Here is a 20,282-nt window from a genome sequence, read left to right on the forward strand (position 1 = left end):
TGGGAGTGATGTTCCACTACGGGAAGCTGAATATGGCGTTCTGAGTCTTCCCACCATAATCGGGGAAGACCCATATATAAACAGGTCAAAGGGGCTGTATCATGGCGGTTGAAGTTAAATATGTTGTGATTCGTGACGGTGAGGAAAAAATGTCTTTTACCAGCAAAAAGGAAGCTGATGCTTACGATAAAATGCTCGATCTGGCCGATGTGCTGGAAAACTGGCTGGGAAATGCCCCGGTAACGCTGGAGGATGAACAGCGGGACCAGATGGCGATGTGGCTTGCGGAGCAAAAAGATGTGCTCAGCCATATCTTCAAATCGGGCAAATTGCCGATTGCGGACGCAGAAGACATTGCTCAGGTTGCTGAGCCTTCCGCTACTGACGCGGAGTCTGCCGACGCTGTAGACATCAAACGAGCCAGCAAACGTTCTGCCGCCTGAGCACGGTAATTAGTCACAGATTTGCGCATCTTTTGCTGTTTTAGACATTTCCTGACAACTCCTCGCTTACGCTGATCTTTTATCAAATCGGTCAAGCGAGGGAATCATGTCAAACTGGTTGAATCAATTACAATCACTTCTCGGTCAGAAAGGTTCATCTTCCTCTCCATCAGCGGATCAGGGGTTAAGTAAACTACTGGTGCCTGGCGCACTCGGTGGACTGGCAGGATTGCTGGTTGCGAGTAAATCATCTCGCAAATTACTGGCAAAATATGGCACCAGTGCGCTGCTCGTCGGCGGTGGGGCGGTTGCCGGTTCCGTACTCTGGAACAAATACAAAGACAAAGTACGCACGGCGCACCAGGCTGAACCGCAGTTTGGCCAAACCAGCTCCCCCCTGGATGTGCGTACTGAGCGTCTGATCCTCGCGCTGGTATTTGCGGCCAAAAGTGACGGACATATTGATGATAAAGAACGTGCCGCCATCGAGCAGCAACTGCGAGAAGCGGGTGTGGAAGAGCAGGGACGGGCACTGGTGGCGCAAGCCATAGAACAACCGCTGGATCCCCAACGACTGGCGAATAATATAAAAAATGAAGAAGAGGCGCTGGAAGTCTACTTCCTCAGCTGTGCCGCGATTGATATCGACCATTTTATGGAGCGCAGCTACCTGATCGCGTTAGGGGATGCGCTGAAGATCCCACAGGATGTGCGTGACGGCATCGAAGCCGATCTCAAACAGCAAAAGCTGGCCTTGCCGCAGTAACCATATTGTCACGTTTCGCTTGCATCGGCGGCGGCTTTTGCCACCCTTATAGGGTGTAACACTTATAAGACAACAGATATGCCGCCGAAAGCTAAGCAAGTTCCCCACGTCATGACCGTTCATGGCGATACACGTCTGGATAATTACTACTGGCTGCGGGACGATTCACGTTCCAGGCCTGAGGTGCTGGACTATCTGCACCAGGAAAATGAATACGGGCGCTGCGTGATGGCGTCACAACAGTCTCTCCAGCAGACTCTGCTGTCAGAGATTATCTCGCGCATTCCCCCCCATGACATCTCTACGCCTTATGTAAAAAATGGCTATCGCTATCGGCATATCTATGAGCCAGGCTGCGAGTACGCAATTTATCAGCGTCAGCCTGTAGAAAGCGAAGGGTCGGATGAGTGGCAGATACTGCTCGATGGCAATCAGCGCGCGGCACATAGCGAATTCTATACCTTCGGCGGTTTTGCCATCACCGCGGACAATAAACGGATGGCGATTGCGGAGGATTATTTATCCCGTCGCCAGTACGGCCTGCGTTTTTGCGATCTGGAAAGCGGAAACTGGTATCCGGAAATGCTCGATAATGTCGAGCCGGAATTTGTCTGGGCGAATGACTCTGAAACGATCTATTACGTGCGAAAGCATGAAACGACTCTGTTGCCTTACCAAATCTGGCGTCATCGGGTAGGTACGCCATCGCAGCAGGATGAACTCATCTATGAAGAGCCGGATGACACATTCTATGTGGGTTTGAGTAAAACCACTTCGCAGCACTACATTGTTATCCATCTTTCCAGCGCCACCACCAGTGAGATGCTGATACTCGATGCTGAGTTACCTGATGCGCAGCCGGTCTGTTTTTTGCCGCGGCGTAAGGATCATGAATACAGCCTCGACCATTTCCAGCATACCTTCTATCTGCGCTCTAACCGGGACGGTAAGAATTTTGGTCTTTATCGCAGCAAAGGACGCGATGAGCGGCACTGGGAGGTTGTTATTCCGGCGCGTGAACAGGTCATGCTGGAAGGTTTTACTCTTTTCACCGACTGGCTGGTGGTGGAGGAGCGTCAGCGAGGGTTGACCAGCCTGCGGCAAATCAACCTGAAAACGCATGCAGTGACCGGGATTGCCTTTGATGACCCGGCCTATGTGACCTGGCTTGCGTATAACCCTGAGCCGGAAACATCCCGCCTGCGCTACGGTTACTCCTCAATGACCACGCCGGATACGCTCTTTGAACTGGATATGGACACCGGTGAAAGAAAAGTGCTCAAGCAGAGGGCGGTAGCGGGTTTTGACGCCAGCAAGTATTGCAGCGAGCATCTGTGGGTGCGGGCGCGAGACGGCGCTGAGATCCCGGTATCCCTTGTGTATCACCGCCAGCACTTCCGTAAGGGCGAGAATCCGATCCTTATCTATGGCTATGGTTCATACGGCGCCAGTACCGATGCAGATTTCAGCAGTAGCCGACTCAGTTTACTGGATCGGGGATTCGTTTTTGCCATAGCGCATGTCCGGGGGGGCGGTGAGCTCGGTCAGCAGTGGTATGAAGACGGTAAATTCCTGACCAAGAAAAACACCTTCCATGACTATATTGACGTGACGGATTCACTGCTGGCCCAGGGCTACGGTTCGCCACTTTTCTGTTATGGCATGGGTGGAAGCGCAGGGGGGTTGTTGCTGGGAGCGGTAATTAATCAGCGCCCTGAACTGTTTCATGGCGTTGTCGCGCAGGTTCCTTTTGTCGATACGCTGACCACCATGCTTGATGAGTCTATTCCTCTCACCACGGGTGAATTTGAGGAGTGGGGGGATCCACAGGATGAAACCTACTACCACTACATTAAAAGCTACAGCCCTTACGATAATGTCAGTGCTCAGGCTTATCCACATTTACTGGTGACAACCGGACTGCATGATTCACAGGTTCAGTACTGGGAACCGGCGAAATGGGTCGCAAAACTCCGCGACAACAAAACCGATAACCATCTGCTGCTGCTTTGTACCGACATGGATTCGGGACATGGCGGAAAATCAGGCCGCTTCAAATCCTGGGAAGGGGTGGCAATGGAGTACGCGTTTCTGGTAGGGCTTGCGCAGGGTACATTGCCGGGTGCTGAGCATGGCTAGTTGTCGCCGAGATAATGTTTGAGCGTCAGCCGCAGCTCAGGGCTCATCCGTTCCAGATTGTTAAATAACCAGCGTAAATATCCGGGGTCGCGTTCAGCGACTTCAGATACAGGTTTGCCGCGATATTTGCCAAAGGTAAAGGTCGTTACGAGTGCCGGGCGGCCGGTGACTGTCGCCATCTGATCCGGCGTCCAGCCCGAGGTATTCATAATATCGATCAGCAGTGCGGCGGTGATATAGCAATCATACAAGGCCCGGTGGTGATGCAGTCCAGGCGGCGTCTGCACGCTCAGTTTGCGGGATTTATACAGCGCCATATTGCTGTATTTGATCCCCGGCCATAATCTGCGTGCCAGCTTCATGGTACAAATCCACTCGCCTGGCATCTCGGGCAGGACGCGCCGGTCAAAGCTGGCATTATGCGCAACATACCACGCGCTACCGTAATAATGCGGGATCACCTCTTCAATCCAGGGCTGAGTGGCGACCATCGCTTCTGTAATGCGGTGAATAGCCATGGCCTGCGGGCTGATGGGACGGTCCGGGCGCACAAGATGGCTCATAGGGTTAACGATTTGCCCGTCAACCACGTCCACTGAGGCGACTTCGACAATGCCGCCCTGCAAATCGCAGGTTTCAGTATCGATAACCCGCAGGAGGGTGTTGGCGGTCATTTGGTTTTCGGCTCATAGGGGAGGCGCGACAGGTTCACTGAACTCAGGCGGTGAGTGATAAGGCGCTCACGAAACCAGTTGCGCAGATGCTCTGGCTGCTCACGCTCGACGACTTCGGCGATAACCGGCATATTGTAGCGCTCTTTAAATGCCACGCTTGCAGCCGCCAGATCGACGTTAATTTTGTCCATTTCTTCCTGCGGGAGTTGGGCAAGATTCGTATTCATGAGTTTCTCCTGGGTTTAGGCCGCAAAAGTTACTAAGCCTGTCGCGCAAAGACAAGTCCGCTGAGATGATACTCGACGCAAACATTATACAGCGTTATTCTCTGCGCTAAATACATAACGAAAAGGAATGGCTGATATGGGTTTCACTGCATCTGGTTTTAGTCGGGCGCTGCTTTTTGCCAGTGCTCTTGTCGTCGCGCCGCAGGTTTTTGCGCATGCGCATTTAAAGGCGCAAACGCCAGCTGCCAACACCGAGATAGCTACAGCCCCATCGGCCATTACCTTAAACTTTTCTGAAGGTATAGAGCCTAAATTTAGCGGCTTAACGGTTACTGATTCGCAAAATCAAGCGGTAAAAACAGGGCCGGCAACGCGTAGCGACAGCGATAAAACGCAGATGGTTGTCCCTCTGGAACAGCCTTTAGCCTCTGGCGATTATACCGTTGACTGGCACGTTGTCTCTGTCGACGGGCACAAAACCCGTGGTTCTTATCGTTTTACCCTCAAGTAAATCATGCTCACGGCGAGTTTTATTGGGCTGCGGTTCATTCATTTCAGCACGTTGATGCTGGTTTTTGGCTGCACTCTCTTTATTAACCGCCTGACCCCCTTTCATTTACAGCCGTTGCTGTCACGCCAGTTTCAGTTGTTCCAGCGGGTCTGCCTCGGCTTGTCATTCTTCAGCGCGCTGCTGATGTATGCCCTTCAGGGCGGAATGATGGGCGATGGCTGGCATGATGTATGGCAGCCTGAGACATGGCTCGCCCTTGCCGATACACATTTCGGTGGTATCTGGATCTGGCAGATACTGATAGCGATGCTGGCCCTGAGTGTCGCGCTGATCCAGCCGCGTTATCAGGGGCGATTATTGCTGCTGTGCGGCGCCCAGCTGTTATTGATGGCAGGCGTCGGTCATGCCGCAATCAACGACGGGGCGCTGGGCTTTATTCAGCGCACAAATCATGCTCTGCATTTGATCGGTGCCGCCGCCTGGTTTGGTGGATTACTGCCCGTTATCTACTGCATGAAACTTGTCCGTCGAAGCCTGCAGAACTATGCGGTGATGGCGATGATGCGTTTTTCACGTTACGGGCATCTCTTTGTGGCGGGTGTGCTGGCTACAGGGGTAATCAACGCCCTGTTGATCCAGGGAGGTCGCGTTCCCTGGGATACGGCCTGGGGGCGGGCGCTATTGCTAAAAAGTGCGCTGGTGGCGCTAATGGTGGCAATTGCGCTGGTGAATAGGTATGTTCTGGTGCCACGCTTAAGCCTGAAAGATTCACAGGCGCGATATTCACTGATTTTAATGACATGGACCGAAGTGGCGCTTGGCGCACTCGCGCTGGCGGCTGTAAGCCTGTTCGCCACATGGGAACCCTTTTAAACCGGGGAAAAGATGAAAAAATACCTGATAATGTTGTTACTGGCCTGTTCGACGGCTGCCTCTGCTGCTCCCTCGGTCATTACCGTGAGCCGATTTGAGATTGGCAAAGACAAATGGGCATTTAACCGCGAAGAGGTAATGCTGACCTGTCGGCCCGGCCAGGCGCTGTATGTGATCAATCCGAGCACGCTGGTGCAGTATCCTCTGAATGATATTGCCGAACAGCAGGTGAAAAGCGGTAAAACCACGGCGCAGCCAATAGCGATCATTCAGATTGACGATCCCGCCCGTGCTGGTGAAAAGATGAGTCTGGCGCCTTTTATCGCCCGGGCAGAGAAGCTTTGTTAGAAATCTAAACTAACCTGCTGACAAATAATAAAAAACCGCAAGACTTATTTAACAGGTCTTGCGGTTTTAACATTTTTAAGCGTGCCGATAACCGAATTTTTCAGAGCGCTTTAGCAGCAAACTGGAAAACCTGACGCCGTCATCTATTCTTAAAGGGCAAGGCGACTTAGCCTGCATTAATGCCAACTTTTAGCGCACGGCTCTCTCCCAAGAGCCATTTCCCTGGACCGAATACAGGAATCGTGTTCGGTCTTTTTTTATCTATCTGAAAGATAAGATAATTGTCGGGAAAATACGACATCATCCAGAACTCCGGACAACGCATATTCGTCCCAGACCATACCACACTCTGCCATGGTGTCGTCCAGGTATTTTTTGGCTAACTATTACGAAGGGTATCGCCAACGTGCCCGTTGCAATGTCATTATCAAAAAATGGCCAATTCGCCCGTGGCAAAGCCATTTTTTCGACGGAGAAGGGAATGATCATTACAGCATTGCACCACTGGGATAACGGATACGAGCCGCTGGCTGACTTACTCCACCAGGAATGGTCGGATTTTGAACGCTGGTCATCAAAAGAGAAGATTATCACGCGTCTTAAGGCCAGGAGTACGGATAATGGGGATGAAATTACGCTGGTCGCGCTGGAATCGACTGTATTAATGGCAACAGCAAGTATTATCACCTGGGAATTAACGGATGTTCCTGCGCGAAAATATTGGTTGGGTGAGGTGCTTACGGCGCCTGAACATCGTGGTAAAGGCGTTGCGGGTAAACTGATCCGGGCGCTGGTTGATGCCGCAACAAAGGCCGGCTATCCCGCTCTCTGGCTCTACACCCCTGACCAGCAGGCGCTTTATCACCATTTAGGCTGGCAGAGTGTTGAAGAGAAATATATCGAGAATGAATGGGTCACAGTAATGGTACGCAATCTTTCGCCAGCATCGGCTGAAAAAGTCGAGGAAACATAACAAGAGACGATGACCGAAAGGCTGTGCTAAGGTCGTATACAATTTAAACACAACTGAGGATAACGACATGAGCAAAGATGTTGTGGTAATACTCCCCGGTGGCAAGGTCGAGCATCTTTCCGTTGCTGATGACCTGAAAAAAGTCAGCTATAGAAACGATCAGCGTTCCTTCCTGGATCTGCCGATTGAAACCTATGTGCTGGATGGGGAGGAGTTTTTGATTGCGAAGTTTTCAGACCTGGTCAGTGCGCGTGAAACTGAACAGGCGATCCGACAATTTTACTAACCCTACAAGTGCTGCATTCAGTTTGAATGTGGCCGACTCAATTTCTTACCCGGTTCGTGGATATTCTTCCCTCTGATCCTTTGAATTTAAAATGTGGAGAGGCCTCAGGAGAGGCCCCGCATTTATGAGGCTTGCTTAATCCATCTGCGCCTTTTCGGAAGACATGTTTTGATTGTTAGTCGGGCGCCGCAGACGGAACAAATTGCCCCATGAGGATAATTTTTTTCAGGGCAGAATTGCGTAAAAAAGAATTTATTCCCGCTGCATACCGGACAAATAAATTTAAGATTTGGAATAACCCCTCCGTCCCGTGGAATTGAATAAATACACTAACATGAAAAAAATCCGTTTAAGGATATATCGTCATATTTTAAATTCAGGGCCGGGACAGGTTTTTAGTCATTACGATAGACATATTATGCATATGAAGTCGGCGTCTGGTGAAATGCACAATTGCGATAAGGAGGATAAAAATGACATGGAGGGATATTAAAACGGGCAGATATGTTATCTGCCCGGTGCGCGGACTAGAAAAATTGCGCCAGGCTGGACTGTATATCATCAAGGAGCTGAAAGCGCCGACGATATTCTGCTCTTTTTTTACTGGCAATATCTTCGATGGGCTTGCGGGTCATTTGCAAAGGCAAACGCCAACGATATTTATCCGTCTTCACGCCATCAAGTGATGACCAGAATTCATCGTAACTGGCATGGAAGTGACGACCCTTACTAAACCGATAACGCAGTGCGCGAAAGACATGACCATTATCACTCACGCCATATACCGCGCTGATACCGGTACTGGCGCACATTTGCCACAACACCTCCAGCAGCAGGCGCTTAGGGAAAAGCCCGTAGCATGCCCGTGTGGCGACTTTAATCACATCATGCGCAACGTTTTTACGTGGTCCCTGCAGGCCACCAATGACCAGCGTCCGCCCATCAGCCTCGCTGCCGACACTGAAGGTCACACTGGCGAGCAGCGTCTCATTACCGTCATAGAGCCAGAGCGTGCTTTCCCCTTCTCGCTCAGCTTTATGAGCGCAGGAGGCGTAGACATAAAAGTCTGCATCATCTTTGCCTTTAAAATGCAGGATCTGCTGTGACGTCGTCGCGGTTAATGCCGCCGCTGCTGGTGCAGAAAGCTGTGTATCGACCCAGTCATAATGGCTGACGACAGCACTGGCACGCTGGGCAGAATTTAGCCCTAAAGTCAGATACTGACGATGAGATTTACTGGGCAGCGTCACCTGGGTGCTGAGTTGTTGTTCAAAATCAGGACGCCGGGATAAAGCATTAAGCATTTTTACGGTTGAGGGCCAGAATAGCAGTGAACGTAACAGAAATTTAAGCCGGTAGTTACGTTTGAGCCAGATAGGTCCAGGGATTAAACGGCCGGTGACCAGTTCGCTAATTATATGTCTATGGGGTTGTGGCAGGTCACTGGTTTGCAGACTGATATTCGACACGATATGGCCCTCTGAATGTTTCAGCCGCCATTCTAGAGATTGTCGGGGCGTATATTAACGTTACGTTGAGCTTTATTTCGGGTTCGTTTAGCTGCGATTGAGGTTCATGGCGGAAACCACCATACGTATACAGAATCAAGCCTTCTTCTATACTAAATATAAGGGGGGGTTATGTATCAGCGTATCGATGGGAATAAATGGCGTCATATCTGGTTGGTGGGCGATCTGCATGGTTGTCATCAGCTGTTGCTTACGCAATTACGCGAGCGCCGTTTCGATCCCCGACTCGATTTACTCATTAGCGTGGGGGATCTGATTGACCGGGGGCCGGACAGTCTGAGCTGCCTGTTATTGCTGAACACATACTGGTTTAAAAGTGTGCGCGGTAACCACGAACAGATGGCCATTGATGCGCTGGAGGCAGAGGATATGTCGATGTGGTTATTCAATGGAGGCCGTTGGTTTGCGCAGCTAAAGGGCGAGGAACATCAGCAGGCGGAAAAGGCGCTGAGAGCCTGTGAGCAACTCCCTTATATTCTGGAACTGCATTGCCAAAGCGGAGTGAATATTATTGCCCACGCGGACTATCCCGCATCCCACTATCGCTGGCAGCAGCCACTGGATAAAGAGGCGATTTTATGGCGCAGGGCGCGCCTGAACGAGCATCTGGCCGGACACGGGACAATAATTACTGGCGCAGATCACTTCTGGTTTGGTCATACGCCACTTAAGCAGCGTTTCGACAGTGAAAATCAGCACTATATTGATACTGGCGCAGTCTTTGGCGGGGAGCTGACTTTGGCGCAAGTCCAGTAATCAGAAATCGCTATATTCCTGCGCCGGACGCCAGAAACCGTCAATGAAATCTTCCAGCGGAAAACAGCCGCCATAGCGCAGGCGCTGGTCATACATCGCCACCAGGCACTGTGTTTCAGTATTAAAGACATCCACCACAATGTCGTCGCATCCGCCATCCAGGTAACAAACAAATAAGACCAGTGCGAACATTCCATCCTCGGATCCTTTCCACATAACCTAAGTGTAGGGGATGAATGGGGGCAGGGGAAATAAGGTGGGCAAATAACCCGTCTTACGGACGGGTTCCCGGTGGATCAGGCAAGACGCATGACCCAGGTATCAGACTTTTGATCGTAATGCTCGCGGTACAAAACAGAATGTTCGCCGTCAAGGATCGCCGGAATGCTGGTTTCCGCGTCCCAGGCATCAAGTTGCATACACAAATCCGGATCGGATGAACAGGGAATGTGTAACGTCCGTTCTCCCTGATTATCGCCCTGCAACTCGGCATCATCGATTTCGAATGCGCCAATACGCACGCTGGTTTTCGTCATAATGCTCTCCGTTGATGGATTAAAAGTGTGGTACGACCAGTAAGGTCGCCCAACTTTTAGCCTGGTACAACAAAGAACAAGATGCCAGTCAGAAGATGCCTTTTTTAACGGCTATTTGGTGTGACCGGCAAATAATCGCCCATCGCGCACCAGTTCCCGGGGATAACTGTTTTTCAGTCGTGAGCCAATTCTTCGCGCCAGACCTAACGGCTGATGCTGGTGCGTCACAATAACATCCAGGCTTTCAGGCGGCGTCAGGGGATAAACATCACGCCCGCGATACCATTCCTCAGCCTCGGCGTGAGAAAGCTCAAACGCCAGTGGATTATTGACGCCCGCCAGCGCAATTACCGCTTCATGCTGCCAGCGGTAACCTTTGTTATGGCTTTCCGCAAGCTTCAGTCCAATACGCGAAAAACGGACCTTACCGATAAGCGGCTCAATGGCGGCGGGAAACAGCCAGACCTCTTTATCACGTTGCCAGAGGCGTAATTCGCTCTGCCAGCCAAGCCCCGCCTCCGCAGCGGCGGCGGTCAGCAGCGCGGCTTCGCGAGGTTTCATGGGGCTAAAGGGGAAGTTCCCCACTTTGTATTGCGGCGCAGGCAGTGGGGGAATTGCTGCACTCTTGCGCAGTCGGGCAACAAAAAAGCCTTCGCAGTCGTAGATTTGCGGGAAAACATGCAGAAAGCCTTCTGCGGTCAGCGCCTGGTAGGCCCCTGTAAACAGATCGCCTAACGGCAGAAATTCAACTGCTTCAGGGTATTGCTCTTGCAGCCAGTGGCAGATGGCTTCGTTTTCATCCCGGTTCAGGGTGCAGGTCGAATAGACCAGGGTGCCGCCAGGACGCAGGGCATGAAATGCACTGTCAATCAGCTCGCGCTGGGTAGCGGCGATCTCCAGATTGCTGGCGTGGGACCAGTTTTTCAGGGCATCGGGATCTTTACGCACCACTCCTTCGCCAGAGCAGGGAGCATCAAGCAGAATGGCGTCAAACATCTCCGGCAGCGCCGGGCCAAATACCCGGCCATCAAAATGGGTTAACGCGACATTCGAGATCCCGCAGCGGCTGATGTTGGCGTGCAGGACTTTGACGCGACTGGCGGAATATTCATTGGCAAGGATCGCGCCCTGGTTGCCCATACGGGCCGCAATTTGCGTCGTCTTGGAGCCTGGTGCCGCCGCCACATCCATTACCCGGCTGGGCATCTCGTCGCCAGCAAAAAGGGCGCTGACCGGCAGCATGGAGCTGGCTTCCTGAATATAAAACAGACCGCTGAGATGTTCTGCGGTACTGCCCAGCGGCACGGCGTCTTCATCGTCCCGTTCGATCCAGAATCCTTCGCTACACCAGGGAACGGGCGTCAGGCGCCAGTGGTAGGGGGCGACCAGAGTCAGGAAATCTTCGACAGAAATCTTAAGCGTGTTGACGCGAATGCTACGGCGCAAAGGACGCTGGCAGGCAGCAATAAAATCGTCGAAGGAGAGAGAAGCTGGCATTGCATCACGCATTTGCGCCAGGAATTCATCGGGAAGATAAACAGCATTTTGGGCCACGAAGTACACCACCGGGAATCGAACAGGCGCGCAGTGTAACATAATCGCTCCGGCGCAGGCACGCCGGAGCATTCAGAGGGTCAGCGCGGCAGTGCCGTGCCCCATTGCCGCCACTCTTTAGGTTCACTCTCCTGCAACAGGAAATGTTTCTGTGGCTGTGCTTTCGGGGCCAGCGGAACCCCAGGTGGTGTGGCAAAGGCGACGCCACCCCGGATGAACTGGTTGAAGGTACCGGTTTTCACCACGCCGCCGGTCAGGCCAAAGTCCAGCGAATACCCCGACGCCAGCCAGAAAACGGAGTTATTACGCACCAGGTGCTGGTAGCGCTTGCTGATGCGTAAGCCGACCATGACACGGTCAGACAGCGTGCCGAGCATCAGCCCGGTGACAGTCCCGACTTCGATGCCGCGAAACAGCACCGGCGTCCCGATGTTCAACGATCCTGCTTCTGGCGCTTCAACAACAATATTGAGGCCATCGAGATAGCGGGAGTCGGTAATGGTGGTTTCCTGAATTTCAAAATCCCGCCGCGATTCACCGTGTCCGGGTTCAACGTTGATATAGGGCTGCAGGATGGTATCAAGATGCTCAACACCGGCGGCAGAGATCTGCGGCGTGACCACCGAGAAACGCGTGCCGCCGCGGGCAAAGGTCTGCACATATTCCGGGTACAACACGGCGGTCGCCTGAACCTCACTGCGATCGGCAATCAATTGCAGATTAGAGATCTGCCCGATATCGATTCCCAGATAGCGAATCGGCATCCCGGCTGCGAGTTTACCCGCATCATAGGCATGGAGGGTTATCTGGCTGCCGACCGCCCGGGCCGCTGTTTCAGAGGCATACAGAATGCGCTTATCCCCTTTACGCACACTGGCGCCAGCGCCACTGAGGTTATCAAAGCTGATGGCACCTTTTAGCGCACGGGAGAGCGGCGAAGCCTGGACGCTTAACCCGCTGCCATTGAGCTGAATTTTGGCTCCGCCTTCTGCCCAGAAGACGCTGTTGTTGGTCAGCAGGTTGCGATATTCGGGTTTAATATGGACTTCAATATCAAAGGCGTTTGCCCGCGGGCGAACGGTGATGATTTCACCGACCTGAAATTTACGATAAAGCACCACTGAACCGGCCTGGACATCCGGCAGGGTATCAGCGGTCAAGGTTAAGCTTGTGGTCGGCAGGTCGCTGAGGCTGTTCTCCAGCGCTTTTTCCAGATTGGCATACAGCGGATAGCTGGGTTTCATTTCACCTTTAGTGCCGGGCAGAATGCGGATACCGCCGCTGAGCCATTCACCGGCGCTGGCCGCGAGGAACTCCACGCCATCGAGGCCCACTTTGACATCAAGGCGGCTGTTGACCACAAATTTGCTGTCGCCCTGCACCAGGTCGCGATATTGCGGATCGACAGCAATTGAGAACGTCACCCCTTTGTTGGTCAACATGCGATCCAGAACCTGACCGACCTGCACGCCATGCAGCACCAGCGGTTGCCCGGCATCAATGCCATAGCTTTCCGGTGCGGTCAGCGTCAGAGTGACAACGCCTGGCTCCTGCAACAGCGTTTTGTCCGCCGGGAGCACCACAAAATGGTTGCGCGGTTCGCCTTCGCCGGGGACCAGTTCAAATGTGCTGCCGGTCAGTAGGGCGCTGACGCTGGGATTGTTGAGCGACAGTTTCGGGCTGCGCATCTCAATGCGCGTATTATCGCGAAACAGACTGACCACGCTCGGGTCAACGGTCATCTCCCCGGTTACGCCGCCGTCAGGTTCAAGGTTAATTTTGGTGAGTTCCCCGACTTCAAGACCCTGATACATCAGCGCGGTTGAGCCCGCCTTGAGACCCTGGCCATCCGGCAAATCCAGCTTAATCAGCACGCCACGCTGGCTGTGGGCGAGATCTTCATACAGGCCAAACTCATCGTCCTGACGTGCCTCGGCTGAGGCATCCGGCGAATCAAAGGCAATGGCGCCATTCACCAGCGCTGCCAGGCTTTCCAGCTCGACTTTTGCACCGCTTAAACTCACATCCGCCTTGACGCCTGAAATGTTCCAGAAACGGCTGCCTTTTTTCACCAGATTAGTAAAGCGCCGTTCGATCAACACGTCGATGGTGACGCCCTGTTTATTGGCGTTAATGGAATAGTCATAGACACGGCCAACAGGAATTTTACGAAAATAGACCAGCGAACCGCTGTTAAGTGAACCCAGGTCCGGGGCATGGAGATGGATCATCAGCTCGCCGTTGTTGAGCCGGTACTTGGGTTGTGTATCGAGGGCGGTAAAATGCTCCTGCGGGTCACCTTTGCCAGGCATCATGCCGATGTAGTTCCCGCCGACCAGGGCGTCCAGCCCAGAGACGCCTGCCAGAGAGGCTTTTGGCGTGACCAGCCAGAACTGGGTATCGCTACGCAGCGCGTCCTTCATGTTAGCTTTGATGCTGGCGCGGACTTCGATTTTTTTGAGGTCTTCGCTCAGGCGAATGTCCTGCACCGTGCCCACTTCCACACCCTGATAGCGCACCGGCGTGCGGCCAACGACAATACCGTCAGCAGACATAAAGTCGATAGTGACGGTATTCCCGCGATCTTCATAACTGTTCCAGACCAGCCAGCCGGCAATCAGTAACGCAATGACGGGCAAAATCCAGAAGGGCGAAATGCGCCGTTTGGTTTTTATACGCGCTTCAGTCGGCGAAGCGGGGGTTTCCTGACTCATGTGCATCCCAAAGTAAGCGGCTGTCCAGCCATTCCACAGCAAGAATAGTCAACATAACCGCTGCGCCGAAGTAAAACGCAGCCGGTCCCATAGTAAAAGCAAGTAACTGATCGCGGTTAATCAATGACATCGTCAATGAAATAACAAACAAATCGAGCATCGACCAACGGCCAATCCATTTAACAATGCGCAATAAAATAATGCGCGAGCGTAGTCCCTGTTCAAACTTAAAGTGAATGCTCAGAAGAAGTGTAAACAGGACAATAACTTTGGTAAATGGCACCAGAATACTGGCGATAAAAACCACGGCGGCAACGGCCACATTGCTGTTGCCAAGGGAGATGATGCCAGAGAGGATCGTATCCTGCTGGCGGGCGCCGTTGACGTAGATAACGGAAATGGGCATCAGGTTGGCCGGAAACAGCAATATGACGGAAGCGATTAGCGCCGCCCAGCTCTTCTGCAGGCTATGGCGACGGCGGTCACGCAGCGGTATATGGCAGCGAGGGCAGCGACCTCGCGGGTCCGGAAAACCAGTAAAATGGCAGCCCAGACAGACGCGTAACTTCTCATCAGGCCGTTTTGCCGGACGCTGAGGGTAAAAGCGCTCCCAGAGTTGCTCAACGTTGAGGTGGATGATCGTCATGATACTGAGCACCACCAGGGCAATAAATGCGATAAGCCCAACGCCGGGGCGCAGGAAGGCGTAATCCTGCACTTTGATTGACGCCACCCCGATCCCCACCAGGTAGATATCCAGCATCACCCATTCTTTGAGTTTTTCCAGCATCAACAGGATGGGGCGAAGATTCATACCCAGAATATTCCCCAGCCACAAATAAGCGATGGCTGCGACCAGGATCAGCGGCGCGCCCACGGAACAAAACAGAACCATCGCCGCAGTAAGGGGATCGCCCTGGGCGACGATTTGCCAGATGCCCTGTAGCAGATCGGCGTCAATCCGTACACCGAGCAAGTACAGATGCAGCAGGGGTTCACTCCAGGCGAAGGGCATCAGCAAGAGCATGGTTAAGGCCATGGCGGCAAGACGCGTTAATGACCAGTCCCGGCCATCACGAATTTTGGCATCGCAGCACGGGCAAAAGGCGCTTTGGTGCGATTTCATGGCCGGCAGTGCAAAAAGCGTATCGCATTGCGGGCATCGCTGATAGTGTGCGCGGGGCAGGGCGTTGCCGATGGCATGAACGGCCATTTTTTTAGCGGGCGCTATCTGTCGGTTTTTGAGGGCCATTGCACATAAATGAATAACTCAGGAATGTATCTATCTTAACTCATGATGGGAACTTCTTGAGCATCAATGCAATTAATGCTTATTTTAATAGGTCAGAGTATTAAGAAAGACGTAAGACTTAAAGTGACGGGAAAATGAACAAAACAGAATTTTACGCGGAACTGAACCGTGACTTTCAGGCATTAATGGCGGGTGAGACCAGTTTTTTAGCCACCCTGGCGAATACCAGCGCATTGTTATTTGAGCGTCTGCATGGGGTGAACTGGGCGGGATTTTATCTGCTGGAGGGAGACACGCTGGTTCTGGGCCCCTTCCAGGGCAAACTGGCCTGTGTACGGATCCCTGTTGGCCGTGGCGTATGTGGAACGGCTGTTGCGCAGAACCGAGTGCAGCGAGTAGAGGACGTGCATCAGTTTGATGGGCATATCGCCTGTGATGCGGCCAGTAATTCGGAAATTGTCCTGCCGATTACGCTGAACAATCAGATTATTGGGGTACTGGATATCGATAGCGTCGAGTTTTCGCGCTTTGCAGTTGAAGATGAACAGGGTTTGTGTGAACTGGTTTCACACCTGCAAAACGTTCTCGAAAACACCGATTATCAAAAATTCTTTACGGTCGTCGCAGGATAATCAACGGATAACGTAGCAATTACTGATAGCGTCATTATAATGACGCCTGTTCATGCCTGCGCTTGTTGGCAACGTCCGTTGTAATCAGGAAATTTCATGGAAAATCAACCTAAGTTGAATAGCAGTAAAGAAGTTATCGCGTTTCTGGCCGAACGTTTTCCTCACTGTTTCAGTGCTGAAGGCGAAGCGCGCCCCCTGAAAATCGGAATTTTTCAGGATTTAGTTGAGCGTGTTGAAGGTGAAATGAGCCTCAGCAAAACTCAGCTTCGTTCAGCCTTACGTCTTTATACATCGAGCTGGCGTTACCTGTACGGTATCAAAGCTGGCGCGATCCGTGTTGATCTCGACGGTAACGCCTGCGGCGCCCTGGATGAGCAACATGTAGAGCACGCTCGCAAACAGCTTGAAGAAGCGAAAGCCCGTGTTCAGGCACAGCGTGCTGAGCAGCAAGCGAAAAAACGTGAAGCTGCTGGTGTCTCTTCTGCCGAAGGCGAAGACGCGCCGCGCCGTGAGCGTAAGCCACGCCCGGTCCCTCGTCGCAAAGAAGGCGGTGAGCAAAAAGCGCGTGCTGATAAACCTGTCGCAAAACCCCAACGTGCACCTAAGGAAGAGCGCCACACGCCAGTTTCAGACTTATCTGTGCTGACCGTGGGTCAAAACCTTAAGGTTAAAGCTGGTAATAATGCGATGGATGCCACCGTTCTGGAAATCACCAAAGATGGCGTTCGCGTACAGCTTACTTCGGGTATGTCGATGATTGTACGCGCAGAACATTTGATGTTCTGAAACGGAGGCCTCGCCTGGCATGAACACTTTGTTTAAGCGCACCGCGTTGGCTGGCCTGTTGTTAATAACAGGCCAGGTGTTCGCAGTAGAAGATATTACGCGTGCTGATCAAATTCCGGTACTGAAGGAAGAGATGCAGCATGCGACGGTGAGCGAGCGTATTACGTCGCGTTTTACGCGTTCCCATTATCGTCAATTCGATCTGGATCAGGCCTTTTCGGCTAAGATTTTCGAAAGGTATTTAAATCTGCTGGATTATAGCCACAATGTGCTGCTGTCCAGCGATGTTGAACAGTTTGCGCAGAAGAAAAACGTGCTGGGCGATGAATTGCGCAGCGGCAAACTGGACGTGTTCTACGATCTTTATAACCTCGCACAGAAACGTCGTTTTGAACGTTATCAGTACGCGCTCAAAGTGCTGGAACGTCCAATGGACTTTACCGGCAATGACACCTTTAACCTTGACCGCAGCAAAGCGCCCTGGCCGAAAGATCAGGCTGAGCTGGATGCGCTGTGGGATAGCAAGGTCAAATACGATCAGTTGAGTCTCAAGCTTACTGATAAGACCGATCAGGAAGTGCGTGACACCCTCACGCGTCGCTACAAATTTGCGATTCGTCGTCTGGCACAGACCAACAGCGAAGATGTGTTCTCGCTGGCGATGACCTCTTTTGCGCGCGAAATCGATCCTCATACCAACTATCTGTCGCCGCGTAACACTGAACAATTCAATACCGAGATGAGTCTCTCTCTGGAAGGAATTGGCGCCGTGCTGCAAATGGATGATGACTATACCGTCATTAATTCAATGGTTGCCGGTGGACCGGCTGCCAGGAGCAAAACCATCAGCGTGGGTGACAGGATCGTAGGCGTCGGGCAAACCGGGCAGAATATGGTCGATGTTATCGGCTGGCGTCTGGATGATGTGGTTGCGCTGATCAAAGGGCCGAAAGGCAGTAAGGTGCGTCTGGAGATTTTACCTGCGGGTAAAGGCACCAAAACGCGCACCATTACGTTGACCCGTGAGCGGATCCGTCTCGAAGACCGTGCGGTAAAAATGTCAGTGAAAACCGTCGGCAAAGAGAAAGTAGGGGTGCTTGATATCCCTGGGTTCTATGTCGGTCTGACCGATGACGTGAAGGTTCAGTTGCAGAAACTGGAAAAACAGAACGTCAGCAGCGTGGTTATCGATCTGCGTACCAACGGCGGTGGGGCACTGACCGAAGCGGTTTCGCTCTCCGGCTTGTTTATTCCGTCCGGTCCGATGGTGCAGGTTCGCGATAACAATGGCAAAGTTCGTGAAGATAGCGATACCGATGGCGTCGTGTATTACAAAGGACCCCTTGTTGTGCTGGTCGATCGTTTCAGCGCTTCCGCGTCGGAAATTTTCGCTGCCGCAATGCAGGATTATGGTCGCGCGCTGATCGTGGGTGAACCCACCTTTGGTAAAGGTACCGTGCAGCAATACCGTTCGCTGAACCGTATTTATGACCAGATGCTGCGTCCGGAATGGCCTGCATTAGGTTCAGTCCAGTACACCATCCAGAAATTCTATCGTGTTAACGGCGGCAGCACGCAGCGCAAAGGTGTTACACCGGACATCATTATGCCAACCGGCACTCAAGAAACCGAAACGGGCGAAAAATTCGAAGACAACGCATTGCCGTGGGACAGCATCAATGCTGCCACCTTTACGAAGTACGGAGATATGAAACCCTTTGGCGCTGAGTTGCTGAAAAAGCATGATGAGCGTATTGCCAAAGATCCTGAGTTCCAGTACATCTTCAAGGATATTGCCCGTTTCAATGCCCTTAAAGATAAGCGCAACCAGGTCTCCCTGAATCTTGTTCAGCGTGAGAAAGAGAATGCGGAAGATGATGCCATTCGTCTGAGCCGTCTCAACGATCGTTTGAAGCGAGAAGGGAAACCGTTGCTGAAAAAACTCGACGATCTACCGAAAGACTACAAAGAGCCGGATCCTTATCTGGATGAAACGGTTCACATTGCGCTTGATCTTGCTGCAATGGACAAAGACACGTCAGCGGCACAACTCGCGCCCGCAAAATAACCCTTCCCAAACAGGCACAAGAAATTGTGCCTGTTTTTTTAACAAACTCATCATGGCGTAAGCATTGTGCTACAAAATGTAAAGTTGTGTCTTTCTGGTCACTTACGGCATCCTGATGCTTGAAAAAAGCGTTATTACCCATACGATGTGGGTAATCGCATAGTGCGTGTTGTTAAACAGAGGTTAAAAGAAAATTATGATGCGAATAGCACTCTTCCTGCTGACTAACCTGGCTGTAATGTTAGTGTTTGGCCTTGTGCTCAGTTTGACGGGTATTCGTTCGAGCAGCGTCCAGGGATTAATGATTATGGCGTTGCTGTTCGGTTTTGGTGGCTCCTTCATTTCGTTACTGATGTCGAAATGGATGGCGCTGAAATCGGTGGGTGGTGAAGTTATTGAGCAGCCACGTAATGAGATGGAACGCTGGCTGATGGACACGGTGGCTAACCAGTCCCGCCAGGCGGGTATTGCTATGCCACAGGTTGCTATCTACCACGCGCCGGATATCAACGCCTTTGCCACCGGCGCTCGCCGCGATGCATCGCTGGTAGCTGTCAGTTCCGGACTGCTACAAAACATGAGTCGTGATGAAGCTGAAGCGGTTATCGCGCATGAAATCAGCCACATCGCAAATGGCGATATGGTCACCATGACCCTGATTCAGGGGGTGGTTAATACCTTCGTTATCTTTATTTCGCGTATTCTGGCGCAAATCGCCGCAGGTTTTATGGGCGGTAACCGGGATGAAGGTGAAGAGAGTAACGGCAACCCCATGATCTATTTTGTCGTCTCTATGGTACTTGAACTGCTGTTTGGTATTCTTGCCAGCATCATCACGATGTGGTTCTCGCGTCACCGCGAATTCCACGCTGACGCCGGCTCAGCGAAGCTGGTGGGTCGTGAGAAGATGATTGCCGCACTTCAGCGCCTGAAAACCAGCTATGAGCCGCAGGAAGCCAGCACCATGATGGCGTTTTGCATCAACGGCAAATCGAAATCCCTGAGTGAGCTGTTTATGAGTCACCCGCCGCTGGACAAACGTATTGAAGCACTGCGTAGTGGCGCCTACCTGAAGTAAGCCGCCAGTAAAGTAAAAAAGCGCGTCACTGACGCGCTTCAGATTGCTGACGAACCCCATGTTTTTCGTGGGGTTTTGTTTTTGTAGCGACCGCAGGTCGCGATCGCGATATTTTCCTGTCTTTCTGCCCCGGCTTT

The 20,282-nt window shown here is 52.2% G+C and carries 21 protein-coding genes; 13 read left to right on the forward strand and 8 right to left on the reverse strand.

Annotation, left to right across the window (positions count from 1 at the left end):
* Positions 1–101: 101 nt before the first annotated feature.
* The 3 genes from ACSZO4_RS17475 (at position 102) to ptrB (ending at position 3,348) form a co-directional block, all read left to right on the forward strand.
* Positions 102–443 carry a YebG family protein gene (locus ACSZO4_RS17475; RefSeq protein WP_437890306.1) on the forward strand — a complete coding sequence of 114 codons (342 nt, stop codon included), beginning with the start codon at positions 102–104 and terminating at the stop codon, positions 441–443.
* Positions 444–549: 106 nt separating this feature from the next.
* Positions 550–1,209 carry a tellurite resistance TerB family protein gene (locus ACSZO4_RS17480; RefSeq protein WP_437890307.1) on the forward strand — a complete coding sequence of 220 codons (660 nt, stop codon included), beginning with the start codon at positions 550–552 and terminating at the stop codon, positions 1,207–1,209.
* Between the two features lie 78 nt (positions 1,210–1,287).
* On the forward strand, positions 1,288–3,348 hold the full coding sequence (ptrB, locus tag ACSZO4_RS17485) for an oligopeptidase B (RefSeq protein ID WP_437890308.1): 2,061 nt from the start codon (positions 1,288–1,290) through the stop codon (positions 3,346–3,348).
* On the opposite strand, the gene exoX is transcribed toward ptrB, so the two are convergent.
* Together exoX and ACSZO4_RS17495 are read right to left on the reverse strand one after the other, a co-directional pair.
* Positions 3,345–4,022 (reverse strand): exodeoxyribonuclease X, encoded by a 678-nt coding sequence (exoX, locus tag ACSZO4_RS17490; protein WP_437890309.1) that lies wholly within the window; start codon positions 4,020–4,022, stop codon positions 3,345–3,347. The genes ptrB and exoX overlap by 4 nt on opposite strands.
* A complete protein-coding gene (locus ACSZO4_RS17495; protein ID WP_437890310.1) occupies positions 4,019–4,249 on the reverse strand; it encodes a DNA polymerase III subunit theta in 231 nt (76 codons plus the stop codon). Before ACSZO4_RS17495 ends, exoX begins: the two co-directional genes overlap by 4 nt.
* Before the next feature lie 136 nt (positions 4,250–4,385).
* Between ACSZO4_RS17495 and yobA the strand changes: the two genes are divergently transcribed.
* From yobA to ACSZO4_RS17520, 5 genes are all read left to right on the forward strand, one after another.
* Entirely contained in the window at positions 4,386–4,760 is a 375-nt protein-coding gene (yobA, locus tag ACSZO4_RS17500) for a CopC domain-containing protein YobA (protein WP_437890311.1), read from the forward strand.
* Between the two features lie 3 nt (positions 4,761–4,763).
* Positions 4,764–5,633, forward strand: a complete 870-nt coding sequence (gene copD / locus ACSZO4_RS17505; RefSeq protein WP_437890312.1) for a copper homeostasis membrane protein CopD — start codon at positions 4,764–4,766, stop codon at positions 5,631–5,633.
* 12 nt (positions 5,634–5,645) lie between these two features.
* Positions 5,646–5,981 (forward strand): YebY family protein, encoded by a 336-nt coding sequence (locus ACSZO4_RS17510; protein WP_437890313.1) that lies wholly within the window; start codon positions 5,646–5,648, stop codon positions 5,979–5,981.
* A 481-nt stretch (positions 5,982–6,462) separates the two neighbouring features.
* Positions 6,463–6,954, forward strand: a complete 492-nt coding sequence (locus ACSZO4_RS17515) for a GNAT family N-acetyltransferase (protein ID WP_437890314.1) — start codon at positions 6,463–6,465, stop codon at positions 6,952–6,954.
* A gap of 67 nt (positions 6,955–7,021) precedes the next feature.
* Entirely contained in the window at positions 7,022–7,240 is a 219-nt protein-coding gene (locus ACSZO4_RS17520; RefSeq protein WP_437890315.1) for a hypothetical protein, read from the forward strand.
* Positions 7,241–7,767: 527 nt separating this feature from the next.
* Here ACSZO4_RS17520 and ACSZO4_RS17525 read toward each other — a convergent pair.
* Positions 7,768–8,709: a VirK/YbjX family protein gene (locus tag ACSZO4_RS17525; protein WP_437890316.1), complete on the reverse strand. Its 942-nt coding sequence runs from the start codon at positions 8,707–8,709 to the stop codon at positions 7,768–7,770.
* 171 nt (positions 8,710–8,880) lie between these two features.
* On the opposite strand from ACSZO4_RS17525, the gene pphA reads away from it, so the two are divergent.
* Positions 8,881–9,525 carry a protein-serine/threonine phosphatase gene (gene pphA, locus ACSZO4_RS17530; protein ID WP_437890317.1) on the forward strand — a complete coding sequence of 215 codons (645 nt, stop codon included), beginning with the start codon at positions 8,881–8,883 and terminating at the stop codon, positions 9,523–9,525.
* Here the strand turns inward: pphA and ACSZO4_RS17535 are convergent, their stop codons facing one another.
* The 5 genes from ACSZO4_RS17535 to yebS all read right to left on the reverse strand — a co-directional run bounded on the left by ACSZO4_RS17535 (position 9,526) and on the right by yebS (position 15,581).
* Positions 9,526–9,717, reverse strand: a complete 192-nt coding sequence (locus ACSZO4_RS17535; RefSeq protein ID WP_437890318.1) for a YebW family protein — start codon at positions 9,715–9,717, stop codon at positions 9,526–9,528.
* A 104-nt stretch (positions 9,718–9,821) separates the two neighbouring features.
* A complete protein-coding gene (locus ACSZO4_RS17540; protein WP_437890319.1) occupies positions 9,822–10,061 on the reverse strand; it encodes a YebV family protein in 240 nt (79 codons plus the stop codon).
* A gap of 111 nt (positions 10,062–10,172) precedes the next feature.
* Positions 10,173–11,615, reverse strand: a complete 1,443-nt coding sequence (gene rsmF / locus ACSZO4_RS17545; protein ID WP_437890326.1) for a 16S rRNA (cytosine(1407)-C(5))-methyltransferase RsmF — start codon at positions 11,613–11,615, stop codon at positions 10,173–10,175.
* Positions 11,616–11,695: 80 nt separating this feature from the next.
* Positions 11,696–14,329 carry an MlaD family protein gene (locus ACSZO4_RS17550; protein WP_437890320.1) on the reverse strand — a complete coding sequence of 878 codons (2,634 nt, stop codon included), beginning with the start codon at positions 14,327–14,329 and terminating at the stop codon, positions 11,696–11,698.
* Complete coding sequence (yebS, locus tag ACSZO4_RS17555; protein WP_437890321.1) at positions 14,298–15,581, reverse strand: membrane integrity lipid transport subunit YebS; 1,284 nt, start codon at positions 15,579–15,581, stop codon at positions 14,298–14,300. The genes ACSZO4_RS17550 and yebS overlap by 32 nt, the downstream gene beginning before the upstream one ends.
* A 134-nt stretch (positions 15,582–15,715) precedes the next feature.
* Between yebS and ACSZO4_RS17560 the strand changes: the two genes are divergently transcribed.
* The 4 genes from ACSZO4_RS17560 to htpX all read left to right on the forward strand — a co-directional run bounded on the left by ACSZO4_RS17560 (position 15,716) and on the right by htpX (position 20,145).
* Positions 15,716–16,213: a GAF domain-containing protein gene (locus tag ACSZO4_RS17560; RefSeq protein WP_437890322.1), complete on the forward strand. Its 498-nt coding sequence runs from the start codon at positions 15,716–15,718 to the stop codon at positions 16,211–16,213.
* A 96-nt stretch (positions 16,214–16,309) separates the two neighbouring features.
* Complete coding sequence (proQ, locus tag ACSZO4_RS17565; RefSeq protein ID WP_437890323.1) at positions 16,310–16,999, forward strand: RNA chaperone ProQ; 690 nt, start codon at positions 16,310–16,312, stop codon at positions 16,997–16,999.
* A gap of 19 nt (positions 17,000–17,018) precedes the next feature.
* A complete protein-coding gene (gene prc / locus ACSZO4_RS17570) occupies positions 17,019–19,067 on the forward strand; it encodes a carboxy terminal-processing peptidase (protein ID WP_437890324.1) in 2,049 nt (682 codons plus the stop codon).
* A gap of 196 nt (positions 19,068–19,263) precedes the next feature.
* A complete protein-coding gene (htpX, locus tag ACSZO4_RS17575; protein ID WP_437890325.1) occupies positions 19,264–20,145 on the forward strand; it encodes a protease HtpX in 882 nt (293 codons plus the stop codon).
* Positions 20,146–20,282: the final 137 nt, after the last annotated feature.

The sequence above is a fragment of the Phytobacter sp. V91 genome (genome assembly GCF_965644225.1).
Classification (GTDB): Bacteria; Pseudomonadota; Gammaproteobacteria; order Enterobacterales; family Enterobacteriaceae; genus CBFFRJ01.

Coding starts and splice junctions, on each gene's coding strand:
- ACSZO4_RS17475 (WP_437890306.1), top strand. CDS start 102: ATGGCGGTTGAAGTTAAATATGTTGTGATTCGTGACGGTGAGGAAAAA.
- ACSZO4_RS17480 (WP_437890307.1), top strand. CDS start 550: ATGTCAAACTGGTTGAATCAATTACAATCACTTCTCGGTCAGAAAGGT.
- ptrB (WP_437890308.1), top strand. CDS start 1,288: ATGCCGCCGAAAGCTAAGCAAGTTCCCCACGTCATGACCGTTCATGGC.
- exoX (WP_437890309.1), bottom strand. CDS start 4,022: ATGACCGCCAACACCCTCCTGCGGGTTATCGATACTGAAACCTGCGAT.
- ACSZO4_RS17495 (WP_437890310.1), bottom strand. CDS start 4,249: ATGAATACGAATCTTGCCCAACTCCCGCAGGAAGAAATGGACAAAATT.
- yobA (WP_437890311.1), top strand. CDS start 4,386: ATGGGTTTCACTGCATCTGGTTTTAGTCGGGCGCTGCTTTTTGCCAGT.
- copD (WP_437890312.1), top strand. CDS start 4,764: ATGCTCACGGCGAGTTTTATTGGGCTGCGGTTCATTCATTTCAGCACG.
- ACSZO4_RS17510 (WP_437890313.1), top strand. CDS start 5,646: ATGAAAAAATACCTGATAATGTTGTTACTGGCCTGTTCGACGGCTGCC.
- ACSZO4_RS17515 (WP_437890314.1), top strand. CDS start 6,463: ATGATCATTACAGCATTGCACCACTGGGATAACGGATACGAGCCGCTG.
- ACSZO4_RS17520 (WP_437890315.1), top strand. CDS start 7,022: ATGAGCAAAGATGTTGTGGTAATACTCCCCGGTGGCAAGGTCGAGCAT.
- pphA (WP_437890317.1), top strand. CDS start 8,881: ATGTATCAGCGTATCGATGGGAATAAATGGCGTCATATCTGGTTGGTG.
- ACSZO4_RS17535 (WP_437890318.1), bottom strand. CDS start 9,717: ATGTTCGCACTGGTCTTATTTGTTTGTTACCTGGATGGCGGATGCGAC.
- ACSZO4_RS17540 (WP_437890319.1), bottom strand. CDS start 10,061: ATGACGAAAACCAGCGTGCGTATTGGCGCATTCGAAATCGATGATGCC.
- ACSZO4_RS17550 (WP_437890320.1), bottom strand. CDS start 14,329: ATGAGTCAGGAAACCCCCGCTTCGCCGACTGAAGCGCGTATAAAAACC.
- yebS (WP_437890321.1), bottom strand. CDS start 15,581: ATGGCCCTCAAAAACCGACAGATAGCGCCCGCTAAAAAAATGGCCGTT.
- ACSZO4_RS17560 (WP_437890322.1), top strand. CDS start 15,716: ATGAACAAAACAGAATTTTACGCGGAACTGAACCGTGACTTTCAGGCA.
- proQ (WP_437890323.1), top strand. CDS start 16,310: ATGGAAAATCAACCTAAGTTGAATAGCAGTAAAGAAGTTATCGCGTTT.
- prc (WP_437890324.1), top strand. CDS start 17,019: ATGAACACTTTGTTTAAGCGCACCGCGTTGGCTGGCCTGTTGTTAATA.
- htpX (WP_437890325.1), top strand. CDS start 19,264: ATGATGCGAATAGCACTCTTCCTGCTGACTAACCTGGCTGTAATGTTA.